Below are 18,011 nucleotides of genomic sequence, written 5' to 3' on the forward strand. Positions count from 1 at the left end.
TTATTTAGCTAAAGGAATACTAGGTGGTATAATTCCAGGCATAAAATATGCAATTAAGCTTACCCAAATTCCTATAATTATTATCATAGCTATTGAGTATTTAACTGTGTATTTAAACAACTCACTCTCGCGTCCTACAAGGCCAACAGCAGCACAAGCAACTGCAATACTTTGTGGAGATATCATTTTACCAACAACACCACCTGCACTATTTGCTGCTAGGAATAATGTGTCAGAAAAGCCTAATTGATGAGCTGTAACTTGTTGTAAAGAACCAAATAAAAGGTTTGCACTTGTATCAGAACCTGTTAAGAATACTCCAATCCAACCAATTACAGGAGAGAAGAATGTAAATGCTCCACCAGTTTGTGATAATGCAATTCCTAATGTTCCACTAGCTCCACTATAATCAGTAATTTTTGCAAAACCAACAACTAAACCAATAGTTAAAATAGGAAACGCCATTTCTCTTAAAGTATCATTAAAGCATACTTTAGCATCACTAGCTTTTACTTTTAAAATATATATACTTGCAATTGCAGCAAATAAAATAGCTGTTCCTGGAGTGTTGATTAACGGAATTCCTAGTCCTAAAGGTTGAGTTCCTGCTTTTCCACCTTCTACAAGTGATGGTTTAATAACTGCTAAATCACCTAAACTAGCAAATGATAATTTAAGATTAGTAAATGCTAAAGCTGCATCAGTTCCAAATAATGATTTAAACCAACCTTGAGTCCATATAACAACAAATACAATTAATAATAAGAAAGGTGACCAAGCATAAACAATTTCTTTGATGCTTAAAGTTTTTACATCGCTAAAATCTTTTTTATCATCAAATCTTACAATATTTTTAAGTTTAAATGTTTTTGCAGCAACAGCAGTAGCTACTAAAGAAACAATAGCTGAAATAATATCAGGTAATTCAGCACCTAAGAAGTTTGCTGATAAAAATTGTGCTATAGCAAAAGAAATAGCTGCAACAAATACAATAGGGAAAGTTTCTTTAATACCTTTCATACCATCCATTAAAAATACTATAAAAAATGGAATACAAAAACTAAACGGAGGTAAAATTCTACCAACCATAGCAGCAACTTCATGTTGTTGTATTCCAACAGCTTGAGCCATTGCAATAATTGGAATACCAATAGCACCAAATGCAACAGGAGCTGTGTTTGCTATCATACAATATCCAGCTGCTTGTAATGGTCTAAGACCTAAACCAACAAGTAAAGCAGCAGTAATTGCAACAGGTCCACCAAATCCAATAGCACCTTCTAAGAATGCTCCAAAACAAAATCCAATGATGATTACTTGAATACGGTGATCAGGCGTAATTGTCATAATACTTTGTTTAATTACTTCAAATTGACCTGATTTAATCGAAAGCTTATAAAGAAAAATAGCTGCTATTATAATCCAAGCAATAGGCCAAATACCAGTAGTAAAACCTACTATAATACTAGCAAATGCAGCATTTAACGGCATTTTATAAGCAAAAACTGCAACAAGAATGGCTGTAACAACAGTTAAAAAACCTGCCACATAACCTTTTGTCTTAAAAACCACTAGACAAAGAAAAAAGCAAAGTATAGGTAAAAATGCTACAAATGCACTTAACCAAATGTTGCCAAGTGGGTTAAAATTAGGTGTAAATTCCATAATTTTCCTTTCGTGATAAGATTTTAATATTTTAATTTTAAATGCTGAATTTAGCATATAATAACAACAAGATTAAGAATAATCGTAATATTTTTAACAATATGTTACTTTTTGTAACAAATTTACAAATAAGTTTTTTAAGATATAATAGCTCATTTTATTAATTTAGAAAGGTTATTTTATGAGAGGTTATACCATTTTTTCGGGTTCTGCAAATATTCAATTTGCCAATAAGGTCGCTCAAAGATTAGATTGTAAATTAAGCGATGCTGGAGTTAAGCGTTTTAGTGATGGAGAAATTAGCGTTCAAATTGGAGAAAGTGTGCGTGGTAAAGATGTATTTATTATCCAAAGCACTTGCGCACCAGCGAATGATAATTTAATGGAATTATTAATATTAACTGACGCATTAAAAAGAAGTTCAGCTAATTCAATCACTGCTGTAATTCCTTATTTTGGATATGCTAGACAAGATAGAAAAGCAGCTCCTAGAGTTCCAATTAGTGCAAAATTAGTAGCTGATTTAATGCAAACTGCAGGAATTAGCCGTGTAGCTACTATTGATTTACATGCAGGTCAAATTCAAGGATTTTTTAATATCCCTGTTGATAATTTATACGGAAGTATTATTTTTAACGAACATTTAAAACAAAGAGATTTAAGTAAAGCAGTAGTTGCAAGTCCTGATACAGGCGGAATTGTTCGTGCAAGAGCTGTTGCAAAAGCACTAGATTTAGAACTTGTTATTGTTGATAAACGCCGTGAAAAAGCTAATGAAAGCGAAGTTATGAATGTAATTGGCGATGTAAATGGTAAAGATGTAATTATAGTTGATGATATGATTGATACTGCAGGAACTATTGTTAAAGCTGCTGAAGTGTTTAAAAAATTAGGAGCTAAAAGTGTAATTGCTTGCTGTACTCATCCTGTTTTAAGTGGAGCTGCTTATGATAGAATAGAAAATGGTGCTTTAGATGAATTAATAGTAACTGATACTATACCACTAGCAAAAGAATGTAAAAAAATAACAGTTTTAAGTGTTGCACCTTTATTTGGGGAAGTTATTCGCCGTGTTTATCATAATGAAAGTGTTAATGGTTTATTTTCATAATTAAATTTTTCATAATTCCTAATTTAATTAATTAGGAATTATTTTTTAAACTTATAGCTAAATAATCCAAATCATCTTCGCTCAATTTATTTGTATTAATAATAAAATTAATATATTTAGTTTGAATATAAATTCCTTGATAATCTATATATTTTATTTTCTTATACTTGACTTTAAATAAGAAAAATCCATATTCAAATTCTAAAAAATCATCATAAAAATTAATTTTGATTAAATTAAATTTTAGCTCAAAAACTAGCGTAATTATAGGATTTAAAATAATTAAAAAATACATTATAATAATTTCATCACTATATTTAAACGCTGCGATTATAAAAATAAACCAAATTAATAAAATCAAAAAATATTTATTAAAAGCCTTTAGCTTTATACTATGTTTAAGTAATGGTAATTCATAATCATCAGGGTATTTGCCTTTAATATTTAGCATATAAAATATACTCGCAAAAAACATAAAAAATGGGAAAATATACTTTAAATCTTCATAATTATCTCTTACTTTGTATCGCTCATAAATAAAGCCATTTGATTCTAATTGTCTTATTTCTGGATAAAATACGCTAGGAACATAGTAAATAGCTACTTTTTGCCCTATGAGATTTTTTGCATAACTTTTATCTTCTCTTGCTATGAAAGTTTTGTGATTTTTATTATTATCAATCATTTTATAATGCCATATTATGTAATCAGTTCTACTTCTAAATATTTTCTTATAAACTATCTTTTCTACATCATACAATACACCTTCAGCCTTTTTAAGTTCATTAAGATTTTTTGTATGATCGCTTATATATTCTAAGCTATAAAAAATCATTATAAAAAAAGTTACAAAAATAAAAAACGCTGAAACTAATTGAAATAAAAATAATAAAAAATTAGCTTTTTTATCATAACAAAGTCTAAAAATAAATATCAAATATAAGTGTTTAAAAAATGCCAACATTGCAAAAAGGAAGCTTAGCTTCCTAAAAATTATAAATATTTTTTAATATTTTCAACCCAAGCATTAATTCTTGCTTCGTTTTTATCTCCATCAGCTTTATCAAGGCAAAGTCCTCTTAAAGCTTTTCCAAATTGTAATCTTGAGAATGTGTAGTTATAATCACTTGAGCAAACTTCGCCTATAAATCTTGCTCCACTAAAAGCTAATTTATCATAAAAATCAGCTACGCCAGAGCAAAAACTATCAGGATGTCTTTCTTGTCCGCCAACACCAACGATAGCTACATTTTTATCGCTAAAATCAATAGTATTTAATAATTTTACTTTACTTCCCCAATCATCAGCCAAAGCACCAAAAAAATAGCTTGAACTCATTAAGATTAAAGTTTTATATTCTGATAATGCGTTTATTTCAACATCTTTAATATTTATAACATCAGCACCAATTTTTGCTGCGATTTGCTCTGCAAAAGCTTTAGTAGTACCACCTTTTGTAGCATAAAAAATACCAACTTTTTTCATAACTTCTCCTTAAAATTAAAATGTAGTTTCATTGTAGCTTAAATAAGATAATTTTTGTTTTAAATATTTTAAAATTATTTTAAGCAACTTTTAAGATTGGGGGGGGGTATTATATGGCTTTAATTTTTTATTAAGGAGTGTAAATGGATACGAATAGTATTTTAATGAGTATTCAAGACAAGTTACCAAAAGACGGAATGGCTGTAATTAATTTAAGAGAAAAGTTAGAGAGAATGAGCGATGCTGAAAGAAAAAACTTTTCAGACAAACTACTTGCTGCAAAGCTTAAAAATCCTACTACTGGAATTATATGTGCTATGTTTTATGTAGATAGATTTTATCTTGGCTCTATTGGTTTAGGCATACTTATTTTTATACTCAAATTCATTACTTGTATGTTTGCAATAGGAATTATATGGTGGATTATTGATATTATAAATATTGGCAAAAAAGTTAGACAATACAATTATCAACAAATTTTACAAATTATATAAGGATATATCGTGAAAAAAATATATTTTTCTTTAATTGTAGTTAGTGCATTTTGTATAGGTTGTGGTTCTATACCTAGTTGTGATGATAAAGAAGTAACTGATGTTGTTACTCAAATTATTAAAAAACAAGTTCCTAATATTTCTTCATTAGATATTTCGTATTCTGGATTTATGACTGAAAAAATAGATAAAGAAAAAAAACTAATTAGATGTAAAGCTGAAATGAAAATGACAAATAAAGACACAAAACAAAGTGCTGAAAATTGGTTTGATTATAGTGCAAGATATACTGATGATGGTATGGTATATGTGGAAGTTTATTGATAATTTTGTGTTTAGAATTTGAAATAGGAAATTCCTATTTCAAATTCTTAAATCAATAAAAGCCTAATATCTTCCACCATACTAAGCCAACACAAATCATAACTGCTATATCAATAACACTTACAATAAAACCTATTATCCACCATTTATTAAGACTAACATAACCACTACCAAATACAACAGGAGCAGTCCCTGTAGCATAATGCGTAAGTGCCATCATAATATTTCCTGCAGCTGCTAACATAAAAGCATATAGCATAGGTGGTGCTCCTAAATCAAGCCCTGTTTTATAAAATACTAAAAACATTGCTGAAATATGAGCTGTTGTGCTTGCGAAAAAATAGTGCGAATATAAAAACGCTAAAGTAAAAAATATCATTACAAAAGTTACACTAAGCCCTAAAGATGAAGCTGCCATTTTTAACTCTTGTCCTAAAAATGCAGCTAAACCTAATTTATCAAGCATAGTAGCAAGCATAATTAAAGCAGCAAACCATACTAATGTATCCCAAGCTGTCTTTTCTGCTAATAATTCATCGTATTTTAAAACACCAGTTAAAAGCGCAATTGCAAGTCCTAAAGCCGCCACACTAGCAGGATCAAATGTTAAAGCCTTTGCATATTCGCTAAAACCAAACCAATTAGCAAAATTACTAGGCATTCCAGCCCATAAGAATAAGCACAATCCAAAAATACTAAGCATAATTTTTTCATCTAAGCTAAATTTACCCATAGCAGCTAATTCTTTTTTAGCTAATTCTCTTGCATCAGGTGTTTCTTTAAGTTCAGGTGGACTTAAAAAATAAATCACTAATGGCATAAGCAATATCGCGCACATTCCAGGAACAAACATTCCTAAAGCCCATTGCCCCCAAGTAATACTAATATTTGCATTAGTTGCATCTGAAATTAGCTTTACTACCAATGGATTTGGTGCAGTTGCGGTAATAAACATAGCAGATGTAATTGGATTTGATTGATAATTGACAAGGCTAAGATATGTTCCTGCTTTATTTGCACTGCCATTATTTGGCTCTGAACCTAGAGCTTTAGCAATTGATTGAACGATTGGATTAATTATACCACCGCCCCTTGCAGTATTTGATGGAGTAATCGGAGCTAAAAACACTTCGCTTAAAGCAATTGAATATCCTATACCTAAAGTTTTTTTACCAAATATGCTTAAAAAATAAAATGCTAATCTTCTTCCAAGACCAGTTTTGATAATACCACGAGCGAGCATAATAGATATTACAATAAGCCATATTAAGCTATTAGAAAATGCACTTAAAGCATCTTTAATAGCAGCCTTACTTCTAGCAACTCCACTAATATCGGCACTAACACTAATTGTAGAAATTGCTATAAAAGCAATAGATATTAAGCTAACTGCACCAAGTGGCATTACTTTTAAAATAATACATAAAACAGTAGCTATAAAACAACCTAAATATATCCAAGAAAGTCTTGCATCAAATAAGCTTAATTCTAATAATTTTTGTTCTGAAAAATCAGAATGAGCCTTTAATAAAGCAGCTTGTTTAATAGAAATTAGACTTTCAGGAACCGGAATAAATACAAATGAAATAGCTATTAATATACATAAAATAGCTAAAGGAATTTTATCCTTAGTCATAACATCTCCTTTTCAAAAAGTAAGTAATTATAATAAGAATTTATTAAAAAGAAAAATAAAGTATATTTTTTAATAATTTAAAGATTAATATTAAATTTTTATTAAATAATTAATATTTAAGCCCTATAAAGGGCTTAAAATTATTCTCCTAAAGCTTTTTTAGCGTATTTTATACCTAAATCATAAGCCTTAGCATTTGCATCACGAGTTTTTGGTGGCACATGACTTAACATAACTTCTTTTACATCATCAGTATCCATACATTTGCTCATATATACCGCAATTGCAAGCGCAACAACTGATTGAGTAGCCACATTGCCAACTTCATCTTTAGCTATTGTAATGATTGGAATTTCAAATATTTTAAATTTCTTTCTATCTTCTTCACTTGGTTTTACTAGATTTGGCTCAACTACTATTATTCCACCTTCACAAACACCATCTTTAAAACCAGAATAGCCTTTTTGAGCAGTTGAAAGCATAAAAGTAATTTCGCCTTCAACTGCATAAGGAAATAATATTTCTTCATCATCTAAAATAATATCAACCTTAGTTGGACCACCACGAACTTGAGAAGTATATGTGCTAGCTTTTATAGCATAAGCACCTTTTTTACTACTTCCACCCTTTTCCATCCAAGCAGCTGCTAAAATCTCACCAGCGGTAATTACGCCTTGACCGCCTTCTCCACCAAATCTTAATTGGAATTTCATTTAGCACCCCCTAAAGCATTTAAATTAACCATTCTACCTTCTTTAGCAGCACGGCGAACTTCTTCATAAGCTTTGCAATATTCAGGTTTAGTTTTATTTTCATATAAAATTCCAACTGGGAATTTATCAACTTTTTCTTCATCGCTTAATTTATCAAATTTAGATTTTTCAACAGAACGATTACTTATCCAATCAAGCATTTGAACAGCTTCGCCCATTTTATTTTTACGACCTAAATTAATATGGCAGTTACTAAAGCAATCAATAAAACTATATCCTTCATGAGCCATTGCTTTATAAATCATATTTTCAAGTTTAGCTGCATCAATTACATTACCACGAGCTATAAAACTAGCTCCAGCTGCTTTTACTAATTCGCAAGCATCAAATATAGGGTCAATATTACCAAATTGAGCTGTAACCGTGTAAAATCCTTGTGGGGTCATTGGGCTTGTTTGAGAATTTGTAAGTCCATAAATAAAGTTATTAATCATAATATGAGTTAAATCAATATTTCTTCTTGCAGCATGGATTAAATGATTACCACCAATTGCAGTTGTATCGCCATCACCTGTTACAACTATTACATGTTTAGTTGGATTAGCTAATTTAATACCAGTTGCATAAGCTAATGCACGACCATGAGTTGTATGAACGGTATTGCAATTTACATATGAGCTCATACGACCACTACAGCCAATACCACTAACTACGCAAACATCATCCATATTCCAACCCATTTTTGCAATTGCTTTAATAATACATTTTAAAACAACACCATCACCACATCCCCAGCACCACTGAGTAGGCATTTTATCTACTCTTAAATAATCATCATAATTAAAAGCCATTAGAAACTCTCCTTTACTTTTGCTTCAATTTCACTTGGAGTTATTGGACGACCATTAGCTCTATGTAAGCTAGCAAAATCATCTCTCTTACTTGCTCTTTGAATTTCTTCTAAATATTGTCCCATATTTAATTCTGTTACTAAAATTTTCTTAAATCTTGAGCAAACTTGCGCTATTTTTTTCTCATGAACTGGATATAAAGTAATTGGTCTAAATAAACCTACTTTCAATCCTTGCGCTCTAAGTCTTGCAATTGCTTCTTTTGCAGCACGAGCAACGCTTCCGTAAGCAATAATGCAAATATCAGCATCATCTAACATATATTCTTCATAAAGTGCTAATTCATCTACTTTATTTTTAATCTTACCAACTAATCTTCTCATATTATAATCAACTATTTTGCCATCTTCAGTTGGAAAACCTATATCTCCGTGATGAAGACCAGCTATATGATAACGATAGCCTTTAAAGAATGGATTTAATGTAGCAGGTTCGTCCATATCAGCCTTATAAGGTTTATAATCTTTTGGATCTCCTGTAAATTCACGGCGTGGTTCTATTTTTAAATCTTTTACATCAGGTAAAATTGCTTTACCATTCATATGTCCAACCGTTTCGTCCATTAATAAAAATACTGGAGTTGAATATTTATTAGCATAATTAAATGCTGTTATTGTTAGATTATAGCTTTCTTCAAGACTAGCAGGTGCAATAGCAATACTTGCTATATCTCCATGACTTGGAGCTTTTGCTTGAAATAAATCGCCTTGAGCAACACGAGTTGGAAGACCAGTTGATGGACCACCACGCATAACATTTACTATTACGATTGGAATTTCAGCTATGTATGCAAGCCCTATTTGTTCTGCTTTTAAGCTAATTCCAGGACCACTACTTGCAGTCATTGCTTTTGCACCACTCATAGCCGCACCTAGTGCAACGCTAATTCCACTTATTTCATCTTCCATTTGAATAAATGTTCCACCAGCTTTTGGTAGCATATGGCTTAATTCATGAGCTATCTCACTACTAGGAGTTATTGGATAACCACCAAAAAAAGAACAACCACAATCAATTGCAGCTTGAGCTATTAAATTATTTCCTGTTGATATTACTTCTCTCATCTTTACGCCTTTAACTTTTTAAAATTGTTAGCTTTAATTGCAGCCGCTCTATCTTTACCTTCTTGAGTAGGTTTTGCAAATTTAAAACCTTTAGCATCTGCAACATTAATCGCAAAATCAGGACAATGAGTTTCACAATCTCTACAACCTATGCATGATTCTGGATTAACTACTTCAATCATTTGACCTAAAACAGCACTTGGTTCATCTCTCATAGCAATAACGCCCATAGGACAATAGCTTACGCATATATTACAGGCTTTACATCTTTTTTCATCCACCCATACAGGTGCATTAGTATTATTTTCCATTTTTAACCTTTCTAAGCCTAGATTATCTAGGCTTTAATTATTTTAAAATTTCTTTGATTTTTTTACCGATATCTGCAGGAGAATCAACTACATGAACACCATAGCTTTTTAAAGCTTCTTTTTTAGCAGCAGCACTTTCATCAGCACTTCCTACAATAGCACCTGCGTGACCCATTCTTTTACCTTTTGGAGCAGTTGCACCTGCTATAAATGCTACAACAGGTTTTGTGATATTTTCTTTTATAAATTTAGCAGCTTCAACTTCTAAGCTTCCACCAATTTCACCTATCATAACTATAGCTTTAGTTTCGCTATCTTTTTCAAATTCAGCTAATAATTCTTTATAAGCAAGACCTATGATTGGGTCTCCTCCAATTCCAACTGCAGTTGTAATTCCATAACCACCTAAAACAACTTGATTTGCTGCTTCATAAGTTAAAGTTCCACTTTTAGAAATTACACCGATATTTCCTTTTTTAAATATAAAGCCTGGCATAATTCCTAATTTACATTCATCTGCAGTGATAATTCCTGGGCAGTTTGGTCCAATGATTTTCATACCTTTTTTATTTGCATAAGCTTTTGCGAACATCATATCTTTTACAGGAGTATGTTCTGTGATTACTACTGCAAGTTTAATTCCTGCATCAGCAGCTTCAATAATACTATCTCCAACAGCAAAAGGAGGAACGAAAATTAAACTTGTATCAGCACCAGTTTTACTAACTGCTTCTTTAACCGTATCAAATACAGGCTTTCCTAAATGAGTTTCTCCACCTTTAAATGGAGTTACACCACCAACTATATTTGTGCCATAAGCAATACATTGTTCTGCGTGAAATGTAGCTTCTTTACCTGTAAAGCCTTGAACTATTACTTTTGTATTTTTATTTACTAATATACTCATTTTTTCTCCTTACTTTACTAAGCTTTTTACAATTTCAGCACCATTTGCAAAATCTGTTGCTGCGTGAATATTTTTAAGACCTGAATTATCTAGAATTTCTTTTGCTTCTTTAGCGTTTGTTCCATCTAAGCGAACTACTACAGGAATATCAATTTTAGTTGTTTTTGTAGCTTCTAAAACACCATTTGCAATTCTATCGCATCTTACGATACCACCAAAAATATTAATGAAAATTACTTTTACATTCTTATCTCTCATAATAATCTCAAATGCTTTTGCAACGGTTTCAGCACTTGCTCCACCACCAACATCTAAGAAGTTTGCTGGTTTGCAGCCACTATAATTAATAATATCCATTGTAGCCATAGCAAGACCTGCACCATTTACCATACAAGCCACATCGCCATCAAGTTTTACATAACTTAAACCATATTTACTAGCTTCTAGCTCTGCTGGGTTTTCTTCTGTTTCATCTTTTAATTCTGCAATATCTGGATTTCTATAAAGACCACTATCATCAAAACTCATCTTAGCATCAAGTGCGAAAAACTCGCCTTCTGCAGTTTTGATTAATGGGTTAATTTCTACTAAATTTGCATCTTTTGCTAAATATAATTTATATAATTTATCTATAAATGTTATTAATTTTTTACCTTCATCTTTATTTAGACCTAAAACTTTTACTACTTCAAGTCCGTGAAACATTTTAAAGCCAATTGCAGGGTCAATTGTAACTTTTGCTATTTTTTCAGGTTGCTCTGCTGCAACTTTTTCTATATCCATACCACCTTCACTTGAAGCAATGATTGTGATTTTTTCTTCCATTCTATTAAATAATAGTGCTAAATAATATTCTTTAGCAATATTTGCACCACTTTCAATATAAAGTTTTCTAACAAGTTTTCCTTCTGGTCCTGTTTGATGAGTTACAAGGTTCATACCTAATATTTTTTCAGCATACATTTTAACTTCATCTAAATTCTTAGCGATTTTTACACCACCACCTAAACCACGACCACCAGCGTGGATTTGAGCTTTTACAGCCCAAACACTTCCGCCTAATTCTTTTGCGTTTGCAACAGCTTCTTCAACACTAAATGCAACCTTACCTTTTAAAGTAGGCACACCAAATTTAGCAAAAATTTCTTTTGCTTGATATTCGTGTATATTCATATTTTCTCCTTAAATTGATTTTAAAATTTCATTAAATGTAACACTTGGTCTCATTATCTTTTCAGCTACTTCGCCTAAAACATAATATCCACCTAATTCAACTGCTTTACCTTCTTCATTCATATATTCTTCAATGATTTTAGAAGAATTTGAATTAAGTTTATCAGCAATAACTTTAAAAAATTTATTCATACTTTCATCATTATTTTGCTTAGCAAGTGCATTCGCTAAATATATTGCAAAATACACATGACTTGTTCTATTATCGTTTTCTTTCGCATTTCTACTTGGAGCTTTATTTTCATTTAAATAATGAGATATTGCTTCATCAAAAGCTTCTGCCATAACTTTTGCTTTTGCATTGCCTTTATTTCCTTCAAATTCAAGTGAGCTTTGAAGAGCTAAAAACTCGCCTAAACTATCCCATCTTAAGTGATTTTCTAATACAACTTGCTCAACTTGTTTTGGAGCAGAACCACCCGCACCTGTTTCAAACATAGCTCCGCCATTTAGCATTGGAACTATTGAAAGCATTTTCGCACTTGTTCCTAATTCAAGTATTGGGAAAAGGTCTGTTAAATAATCTCTTAAAACATTACCTGTAATTGATATACAATTTTTACCACTTCTAATAATTTCTAAACTTTTTTTGCAAGCTTCATAAGGGCTTAAGATTAAGAAAGTTTCTCCTAATTCTTTTTTAACTAAATCAATGATTATTCTATCACTTGCTCTTTTGCTATCAAGCCAGAAAATTCCTTGCTCGCCACTTAATTCACATCTTTGTTTTGCAAGTTTTATCCAGTTTGCTATTGCATCAGGTTTTGCTAAATTAATTCTATAAATATCACCCTTTTTAACATCGTGTGATAATAAAACTTCGCCATTTAACTCTATTTGATAAGTAGCGTCGCAATCAGCTATGAAAGTTTTATCATGTGAGCCATATTCTTGAGCTTTTTTAGCCATTAAACCAACATTACTAACCGAACCAACCACACTTGGATTAATACTTCCATTAGCTCTCATATCATCTAAAACTGCTTGATAAATTGTTGCATATGTTTGATCAGGAATAACAGCATTTGTATCCATTTCTGCACCATTTTTATCCCACAATTTAGCACCATTTTTAAGCATTGCAGGCATTGAAGCATCTACAATTACATCACTTGGAACATGAAGATTAGTAATACCTTTATCAGAATTAACCATAGAAATTGGTGCTCTTGTATTTAATATTTCTTCATATCTTTTTAAGATTAAATCTTTTTTGCTTGAGTTTTCAACCTTACTTAAAAGCTCACTTAAACCATTGTTTGGATTAATGCCTAGATTTGCAAACTCATCGCCAAATTCAGCAAATAAATCTTTAAAATAAACTTTTAAAGCGTGAGCAAATAATACAGGGTCACTTACTTTCATCATAGTTGCTTTTAAATGAAGTGAGAATAAAATATTTTCTTGTTTGCAGTGATTGATTTGTTTTTCATAAAACTCATCTAGTTTTGCAACATTCATAAAAGTCGCATCCATTACTTCATCTTTTACAACTTCAAAAGATTTTAGCTCAGTTTTAGCCCCATTTACAACTTTATATAATTTAGCAGTGCCGTTTTCTTTGATTAAAGTTGCCTTTTCATTAGAGAAAAAGTCATCACTACTCATACAAGTTACACAACTTTTACTATCTTTACTAAAGGTTTTTGTTTTATATGGATTTGCTTTTGCGTATTCTTTTACAGCTTTTGTGCTTCTTCTATCTGAGTTTCCTTGTCTTAAAACAGGATTTACAGCAGAACCTAAAACTTTTGCATATTTTTCTTTGATTGCTTTTTCGCTATCATTTTGTGGTTCATCTGGATAATTTGGAACATTATATCCTTTTGATTGTAATTCTTTTATGCAAGCTTTAAGTTGCGGAATAGAAGCAGAAATATTTGGAGTTTTAATTACATTTGCTCCATCAAGTTTTACTAATTCACCAAGTTTTGCAAGTGCATCTTCACACTTTTGCTCATCTTTTAAACACTCTGGAAAACTAGAAACTATTCTTGCTGCCAATGAAATATCAGCTGTATTAATTTCAATATTTGCATGCTTTAAAAAAGCCTTTGCAATTGGTAAAAAACTTAAAGTTGCCAACGCTGGCGATTCATCTGTGAAAGTATATACAATACTCATCGTAACTCCTTTAATTAAATTTTAGATGAATGTATAACTGCTAAGTTAAAAAAGAGTAAATCAAAAAAAATTAAATTACTCTTATCTTTGCCTTTCTATTTCTTTTTCGTGAGCCGCTAAAGTTGTATTAAACCTATGTGTACCAGTCCTTTTATCTCTCATAAAATATAAATAATTTGTCTTAGCTGGAGAAATTGCTGCCAAAATTGCTTGTGTAGAAACGTTACAAATTGAAACACTTGGTAAACCAGAATTTTTATAAGAATTAAATTCTGAATTATCTTCTCTAATCATTTGTGGAGTTACTTTTATGTGAGAATTCATACCATAATTTAGCATTCCATCCATTTGTAGTTTCATACCTTTATTTAATCTATTATAAATAACACTCGCTACAATAGGCATTTCGCTTTCATTAGCAGCTTCTTTTTGAATAATACTAGCTACTATAATAAATCTATAAAATTTATATTCAGTATAATCTCCAAAAACTTTTTTACTAATTGTTTCATTTCTTTTTTTTGTAAATTCTAATAAATATTTTATAAACAATCTTTCACTAATTCCTAATGGAATTGAATAAGTATCAGGAGTTAGCATACCTTCTTTTCTATTTGATTGAGAATATAATTCATCTAATAATTTATCAGGATTTAAATTAAGTTTTTTTGCTGCAATTTCTCTTAAAAAATATTCACTTGTTTCACCTGGAATTAAAGTAAGATTAACTAACGCTGCTTTATTTGTAGTTAGCTCTTTTAAAAATTCATATCTTGTTAAAATAGGTTTAGATACTGCTATCCAACCACTTTGCGGGTGTCCAAAAAATAATAACAAATATTGGTCTATTTTGCTAAATTGCAATTTAGTGTTATTTAAACTTGTTATAATTTTAGCATTAGAGCCTTGTGGTATAAATACAACAGAATTTGACTTAACAGGCTGCAATAAGTAAAACAAAATCGCTAGGACAAAAATGCTTAAAACATCAAAACACATAAATAAAATAATTAAAATTCTTTTTATATTCATATTCTTAATAATCGCCTTTGTATTTGTATTAGCCAATGGAATTTCAATTAAGGATTTTAAATTAATTAATATTGAAATCTCTGAGCTTTATTTGAAACTTGATAAAAAACTAATCTTAAATATAAATAAAGTTTATATAAAAAAAGCAAATAGCAACGAAGCACTAGATATAAATCAAATTAGAAAAAAAATATTAAGCCTTAAAGAATACAAACAAGTATTTTTATTTTTTCAAAGTATTAATATAAAAAATATTCAAATAAATGATGCTTTAGTCAAAATATATTATGATGAAAACCAATTGAATATCCAATCAGATGATATTGAAGCAAATATAAAAATAAATTTATACTCAAATGAGCTTTTAGCAAACATAACAAATCTAAAATATAAAAACTTATATTTTTATGGAGATATAAAAATAGCTAAAGATGTTGAAATTAAAGGATATTTACACTCTATAAACAATGATTTAAACGCAAAAATAAATATAATAAATACAAAAAATGATTTTTTATTAGGCGTTGATAATTTAGAGATTAAAAATCAACAAGAAGCATTTAAACATATTGAAAATTATTTAAAACCAATACTAAAAGAATGGCTAATAACTAGAGTAAAATTTGATAATTTTAAAGGTAGCTTTATTGTAAAAATAAAAAATAATCAACTAGAAAATACCTTAGGAGAAGGTGTTTTTACAAATGTAATTGCAAATTATAATGATAAAGCACCAAATGCTTATGCAAAAGAAGTTAAATTAAGCTTAAAAGATTATAGTTTAAAACTATTAGCAAATAATGTAAATTCTCAAGATAATATCACAACTATTGATGAATTTAATTTAACAATAGATAATTTATTAAAGCCAAATATTGATATAAATATCATCTCAAATAATGCGCTTTACAATAGTGAAATAGAAAAAATACTAAATGCTTATAATGTTGTTTTAGGGTTAAAGCAAAATAGTGGTAAAACAAGCACCTTAGTTAATATAAAACTAAATAACGACCATACTCACAATGTAAAAGTAGATGTTAAAACCAATGGAAATTATTCTTTTAGTAATTTTAACTTTAACGCTAATTTAAATATAAGTGTAAATGATAATTTAGTAGCAATTCAAGGTAATGCAGATACAAAAGAATTAAAAATAAGCAATGCGGATATAAATTTAGATACTAAAACCAAATTAGCAAGTGTAAATATAAAGACTTTAGGAATTGATTATAAAGATTATTTTTATTACAACGATAAAGCAAAAATGAATTTAAATCTAAATAATAAAACTTTAGATTTTCCGGCATTAAATACCACAATATATTTTGATAAAAATTTACTTATAAAAAGCGATATTTCAAGTATTGTTAGTTATTCAAAGCAACTTAAAAAATTAAATTTTAATGATGGAGATATTGAATTAAGTAGTAAAGATGGGGCATTTTTTGTAAATATATTTAATGCTAAATTTGATTTTAATTTATATAAAAATAATCCAAATAATTTAGATAATAATTATAAATATACTCAAGATGACTTTTATATAAGTATTCAAAACAACATAACCACAATAAATACCAAAAGCAATCTTATTAATTTAAATTCTCAAAACAATAAAACAACTATTAATCTAAATAATCTAATAATAGACGCAAATAAATTAAATAATGATGAAAATAATGATAGCAATAATAATATAGCTCTTAATTTATTAAATTCTAAGATTATTTATAAAGATTTTTTATTTAATTTCAAGAATTTAAAACTAAATAAAAATCCTTATGAAACTTCAATAAGCGCAAGTTTTATTAAAGGTGGAGATTTGATAGCCCAAATAGGAAAAAACAATTTTAAAGCCTACCTAAGAGAACTAAGCCATCAAGCACTAAATGAAATCGTAAATAAAGAAGTTTTTATAAGTGGAGAAATTGATTTAGATGCAAAAGGCAATACTTTAAGTGATTATGAAGGCTTAATTAATATAAGAAATGCCTATTTATCAAATACTAAAAACTACATAAATCTAATCGCATTTATAGAAAGCATACCGGCTTTAGTAACTTTTAATAAACCGGGTTTTACAAAAAAAGGTTTAGGGATAAAATTTGGCTCAATTGAATTTAGAAATAAAAATGACATTATAAATATTGATAAGGTTAATATTTTAGGTTACAACATAGATTGTAGCGGTCAAGGCATTATTAATACAAAATCAAAAACAGCAGATATTACTCTTAATATTTTTACTCTAAAAAATACAAATAAAATCATAAGCAATATTCCTATCGTAAAAGAAATATTTATAGGCGGTAAGGATAATAAAATAGCTACTCAATTAAAAATTAGCGGTAGTTTAGACAATCTTGAATATAAAACTAGCTTAGCTAAAGATATATTAACAAGTCCTTTTATACTTATGAAAAATATCATCACTCTACCTAAAAATATAATAGATAGATAAAAATTAGAACTATTCAAGTTCTAATTAACCAAAACAATATCAAACAAAAAATAAAAATAAATTAGATGATTTAAAAGATTTGGTTTTTATAAAAGATAATAAAGTATTTAATAAAAACTATTTAATATCAGATGAAATAGCTTTGTATTTAGAATAAAGCTAAGTTAATTAGAACTTATTAAAGTTCTAATTAAAACTTATAGCTAAATCCTAAGTTTAATCTATATCCTGTATCAAACTCATTAGAAATATTCTTTGTAAAATCAGCATTAATGTCTAATTTAGAATTTGGTTTTACTAAAAATCCTATTTTAGCATTCAAACCACTATCTTGGATATTATTAAGATTGTTTTCTAAAAGAGCTACTACTTTACTTTTTGAAAGAGCATTTAGGTCTTTAAAGTATTGTAATTCAGTAACTAAGCTAAAGTTTTTATTAAACTCAACCCCTGCTTTAACTCCTGCTTTTATACTAGCTTGAAGACCTTTTTTAGTTTCTATACTTGCATTAGTTCCTTTTAAGTCTAAGTCCTTAT

Annotated in this window: 17 protein-coding genes; 4 read left to right on the forward strand and 13 right to left on the reverse strand. The window is 29.2% G+C overall.

Going from position 1 to position 18,011, the window contains the following annotated elements; translation table 11 throughout:
* Complete coding sequence (locus tag AVBRAN12647_RS07285) at positions 1-1,665, reverse strand: L-lactate permease (RefSeq protein ID WP_239803670.1); 1,665 nt, start codon at positions 1,663-1,665, stop codon at positions 1-3.
* A gap of 181 nt (positions 1,666-1,846) precedes the next feature.
* On the opposite strand from AVBRAN12647_RS07285, the gene AVBRAN12647_RS07290 reads away from it, so the two are divergent.
* Entirely contained in the window at positions 1,847-2,776 is a 930-nt protein-coding gene (locus AVBRAN12647_RS07290; protein WP_214118527.1) for a ribose-phosphate pyrophosphokinase, read from the forward strand.
* A 31-nt stretch (positions 2,777-2,807) separates the two neighbouring features.
* On the opposite strand, the gene AVBRAN12647_RS07295 is transcribed toward AVBRAN12647_RS07290, so the two are convergent.
* Positions 2,808-3,740, reverse strand: a complete 933-nt coding sequence (locus tag AVBRAN12647_RS07295; RefSeq protein ID WP_336614933.1) for a hypothetical protein — start codon at positions 3,738-3,740, stop codon at positions 2,808-2,810.
* Positions 3,741-3,769: 29 nt separating this feature from the next.
* Positions 3,770-4,261 carry a flavodoxin domain-containing protein gene (locus AVBRAN12647_RS07300; protein ID WP_214120445.1) on the reverse strand — a complete coding sequence of 164 codons (492 nt, stop codon included), beginning with the start codon at positions 4,259-4,261 and terminating at the stop codon, positions 3,770-3,772.
* A gap of 143 nt (positions 4,262-4,404) precedes the next feature.
* Here AVBRAN12647_RS07300 and AVBRAN12647_RS07305 point away from each other — a divergent pair, with 143 nt between their 5' ends.
* Together AVBRAN12647_RS07305 and AVBRAN12647_RS07310 are read left to right on the forward strand one after the other, a co-directional pair.
* Positions 4,405-4,755: a hypothetical protein gene (locus tag AVBRAN12647_RS07305; protein WP_214118520.1), complete on the forward strand. Its 351-nt coding sequence runs from the start codon at positions 4,405-4,407 to the stop codon at positions 4,753-4,755.
* Positions 4,756-4,764: 9 nt separating this feature from the next.
* Entirely contained in the window at positions 4,765-5,079 is a 315-nt protein-coding gene (locus tag AVBRAN12647_RS07310) for a hypothetical protein (protein WP_336614934.1), read from the forward strand.
* A 52-nt stretch (positions 5,080-5,131) separates the two neighbouring features.
* Here the strand turns inward: AVBRAN12647_RS07310 and AVBRAN12647_RS07315 are convergent, their stop codons facing one another.
* From AVBRAN12647_RS07315 to mltG, 9 genes are all read right to left on the reverse strand, one after another.
* Positions 5,132-6,715: a DASS family sodium-coupled anion symporter gene (locus AVBRAN12647_RS07315; protein ID WP_336614935.1), complete on the reverse strand. Its 1,584-nt coding sequence runs from the start codon at positions 6,713-6,715 to the stop codon at positions 5,132-5,134.
* 140 nt (positions 6,716-6,855) lie between these two features.
* The gene (locus AVBRAN12647_RS07320; protein WP_336607530.1) at positions 6,856-7,428 is read right to left on the reverse strand and encodes a 2-oxoacid:acceptor oxidoreductase family protein; all 573 of its coding nucleotides are present in this window, start codon (positions 7,426-7,428) and stop codon (positions 6,856-6,858) included.
* Positions 7,425-8,279, reverse strand: a complete 855-nt coding sequence (locus AVBRAN12647_RS07325; RefSeq protein WP_336614936.1) for a 2-oxoglutarate ferredoxin oxidoreductase subunit beta — start codon at positions 8,277-8,279, stop codon at positions 7,425-7,427. The genes AVBRAN12647_RS07320 and AVBRAN12647_RS07325 overlap by 4 nt, the downstream gene beginning before the upstream one ends.
* On the reverse strand, positions 8,279-9,403 hold the full coding sequence (locus AVBRAN12647_RS07330) for a 2-oxoglutarate synthase subunit alpha (protein WP_214118510.1): 1,125 nt from the start codon (positions 9,401-9,403) through the stop codon (positions 8,279-8,281). The genes AVBRAN12647_RS07325 and AVBRAN12647_RS07330 overlap by 1 nt, the downstream gene beginning before the upstream one ends.
* A gap of 2 nt (positions 9,404-9,405) precedes the next feature.
* Entirely contained in the window at positions 9,406-9,714 is a 309-nt protein-coding gene (locus AVBRAN12647_RS07335) for a 4Fe-4S binding protein (protein WP_214150340.1), read from the reverse strand.
* 37 nt (positions 9,715-9,751) lie between these two features.
* A complete protein-coding gene (sucD, locus tag AVBRAN12647_RS07340; protein ID WP_214118506.1) occupies positions 9,752-10,621 on the reverse strand; it encodes a succinate--CoA ligase subunit alpha in 870 nt (289 codons plus the stop codon).
* A 9-nt stretch (positions 10,622-10,630) separates the two neighbouring features.
* Entirely contained in the window at positions 10,631-11,794 is a 1,164-nt protein-coding gene (gene sucC / locus AVBRAN12647_RS07345; RefSeq protein WP_214118504.1) for an ADP-forming succinate--CoA ligase subunit beta, read from the reverse strand.
* Positions 11,795-11,803: 9 nt separating this feature from the next.
* Positions 11,804-13,978, reverse strand: coding sequence for an NADP-dependent isocitrate dehydrogenase (locus AVBRAN12647_RS07350; RefSeq protein WP_336614937.1), 2,175 nt, complete (start codon positions 13,976-13,978; stop codon positions 11,804-11,806).
* 81 nt (positions 13,979-14,059) lie between these two features.
* Entirely contained in the window at positions 14,060-15,058 is a 999-nt protein-coding gene (mltG, locus tag AVBRAN12647_RS07355) for an endolytic transglycosylase MltG (protein WP_442862236.1), read from the reverse strand.
* On the opposite strand from mltG, the gene AVBRAN12647_RS07360 reads away from it, so the two are divergent.
* Positions 14,955-17,474: a YhdP family protein gene (locus tag AVBRAN12647_RS07360; RefSeq protein ID WP_336614938.1), complete on the forward strand. Its 2,520-nt coding sequence runs from the start codon at positions 14,955-14,957 to the stop codon at positions 17,472-17,474. The genes mltG and AVBRAN12647_RS07360 overlap by 104 nt on opposite strands.
* Before the next feature lie 190 nt (positions 17,475-17,664).
* Here AVBRAN12647_RS07360 and AVBRAN12647_RS07365 read toward each other — a convergent pair.
* On the reverse strand, positions 17,665-18,011 hold a 347-nt coding region (locus tag AVBRAN12647_RS07365), incomplete at its 5' end, for an autotransporter outer membrane beta-barrel domain-containing protein (protein ID WP_336614939.1).

The organism is Campylobacter sp. RM12647 (assembly GCF_020138135.1).
In the GTDB taxonomy this organism is placed as follows: domain Bacteria; phylum Campylobacterota; class Campylobacteria; order Campylobacterales; family Campylobacteraceae; genus Campylobacter_E.

Coding starts and splice junctions, on each gene's coding strand:
- AVBRAN12647_RS07325 (WP_336614936.1), bottom strand. CDS start 8,279: ATGGCTTTTAATTATGATGATTATTTAAGAGTAGATAAAATGCCTACT.
- AVBRAN12647_RS07300 (WP_214120445.1), bottom strand. CDS start 4,261: ATGAAAAAAGTTGGTATTTTTTATGCTACAAAAGGTGGTACTACTAAA.
- AVBRAN12647_RS07305 (WP_214118520.1), top strand. CDS start 4,405: ATGGATACGAATAGTATTTTAATGAGTATTCAAGACAAGTTACCAAAA.
- AVBRAN12647_RS07295 (WP_336614933.1), bottom strand. CDS start 3,740: ATGTTGGCATTTTTTAAACACTTATATTTGATATTTATTTTTAGACTT.
- sucC (WP_214118504.1), bottom strand. CDS start 11,794: ATGAATATACACGAATATCAAGCAAAAGAAATTTTTGCTAAATTTGGT.
- sucD (WP_214118506.1), bottom strand. CDS start 10,621: ATGAGTATATTAGTAAATAAAAATACAAAAGTAATAGTTCAAGGCTTT.
- AVBRAN12647_RS07360 (WP_336614938.1), top strand. CDS start 14,955: ATGCTTAAAACATCAAAACACATAAATAAAATAATTAAAATTCTTTTT.
- AVBRAN12647_RS07315 (WP_336614935.1), bottom strand. CDS start 6,715: ATGACTAAGGATAAAATTCCTTTAGCTATTTTATGTATATTAATAGCT.
- AVBRAN12647_RS07330 (WP_214118510.1), bottom strand. CDS start 9,403: ATGAGAGAAGTAATATCAACAGGAAATAATTTAATAGCTCAAGCTGCA.
- AVBRAN12647_RS07320 (WP_336607530.1), bottom strand. CDS start 7,428: ATGAAATTCCAATTAAGATTTGGTGGAGAAGGCGGTCAAGGCGTAATT.
- AVBRAN12647_RS07290 (WP_214118527.1), top strand. CDS start 1,847: ATGAGAGGTTATACCATTTTTTCGGGTTCTGCAAATATTCAATTTGCC.
- AVBRAN12647_RS07350 (WP_336614937.1), bottom strand. CDS start 13,978: ATGAGTATTGTATATACTTTCACAGATGAATCGCCAGCGTTGGCAACT.
- AVBRAN12647_RS07285 (WP_239803670.1), bottom strand. CDS start 1,665: ATGGAATTTACACCTAATTTTAACCCACTTGGCAACATTTGGTTAAGT.
- AVBRAN12647_RS07335 (WP_214150340.1), bottom strand. CDS start 9,714: ATGGAAAATAATACTAATGCACCTGTATGGGTGGATGAAAAAAGATGT.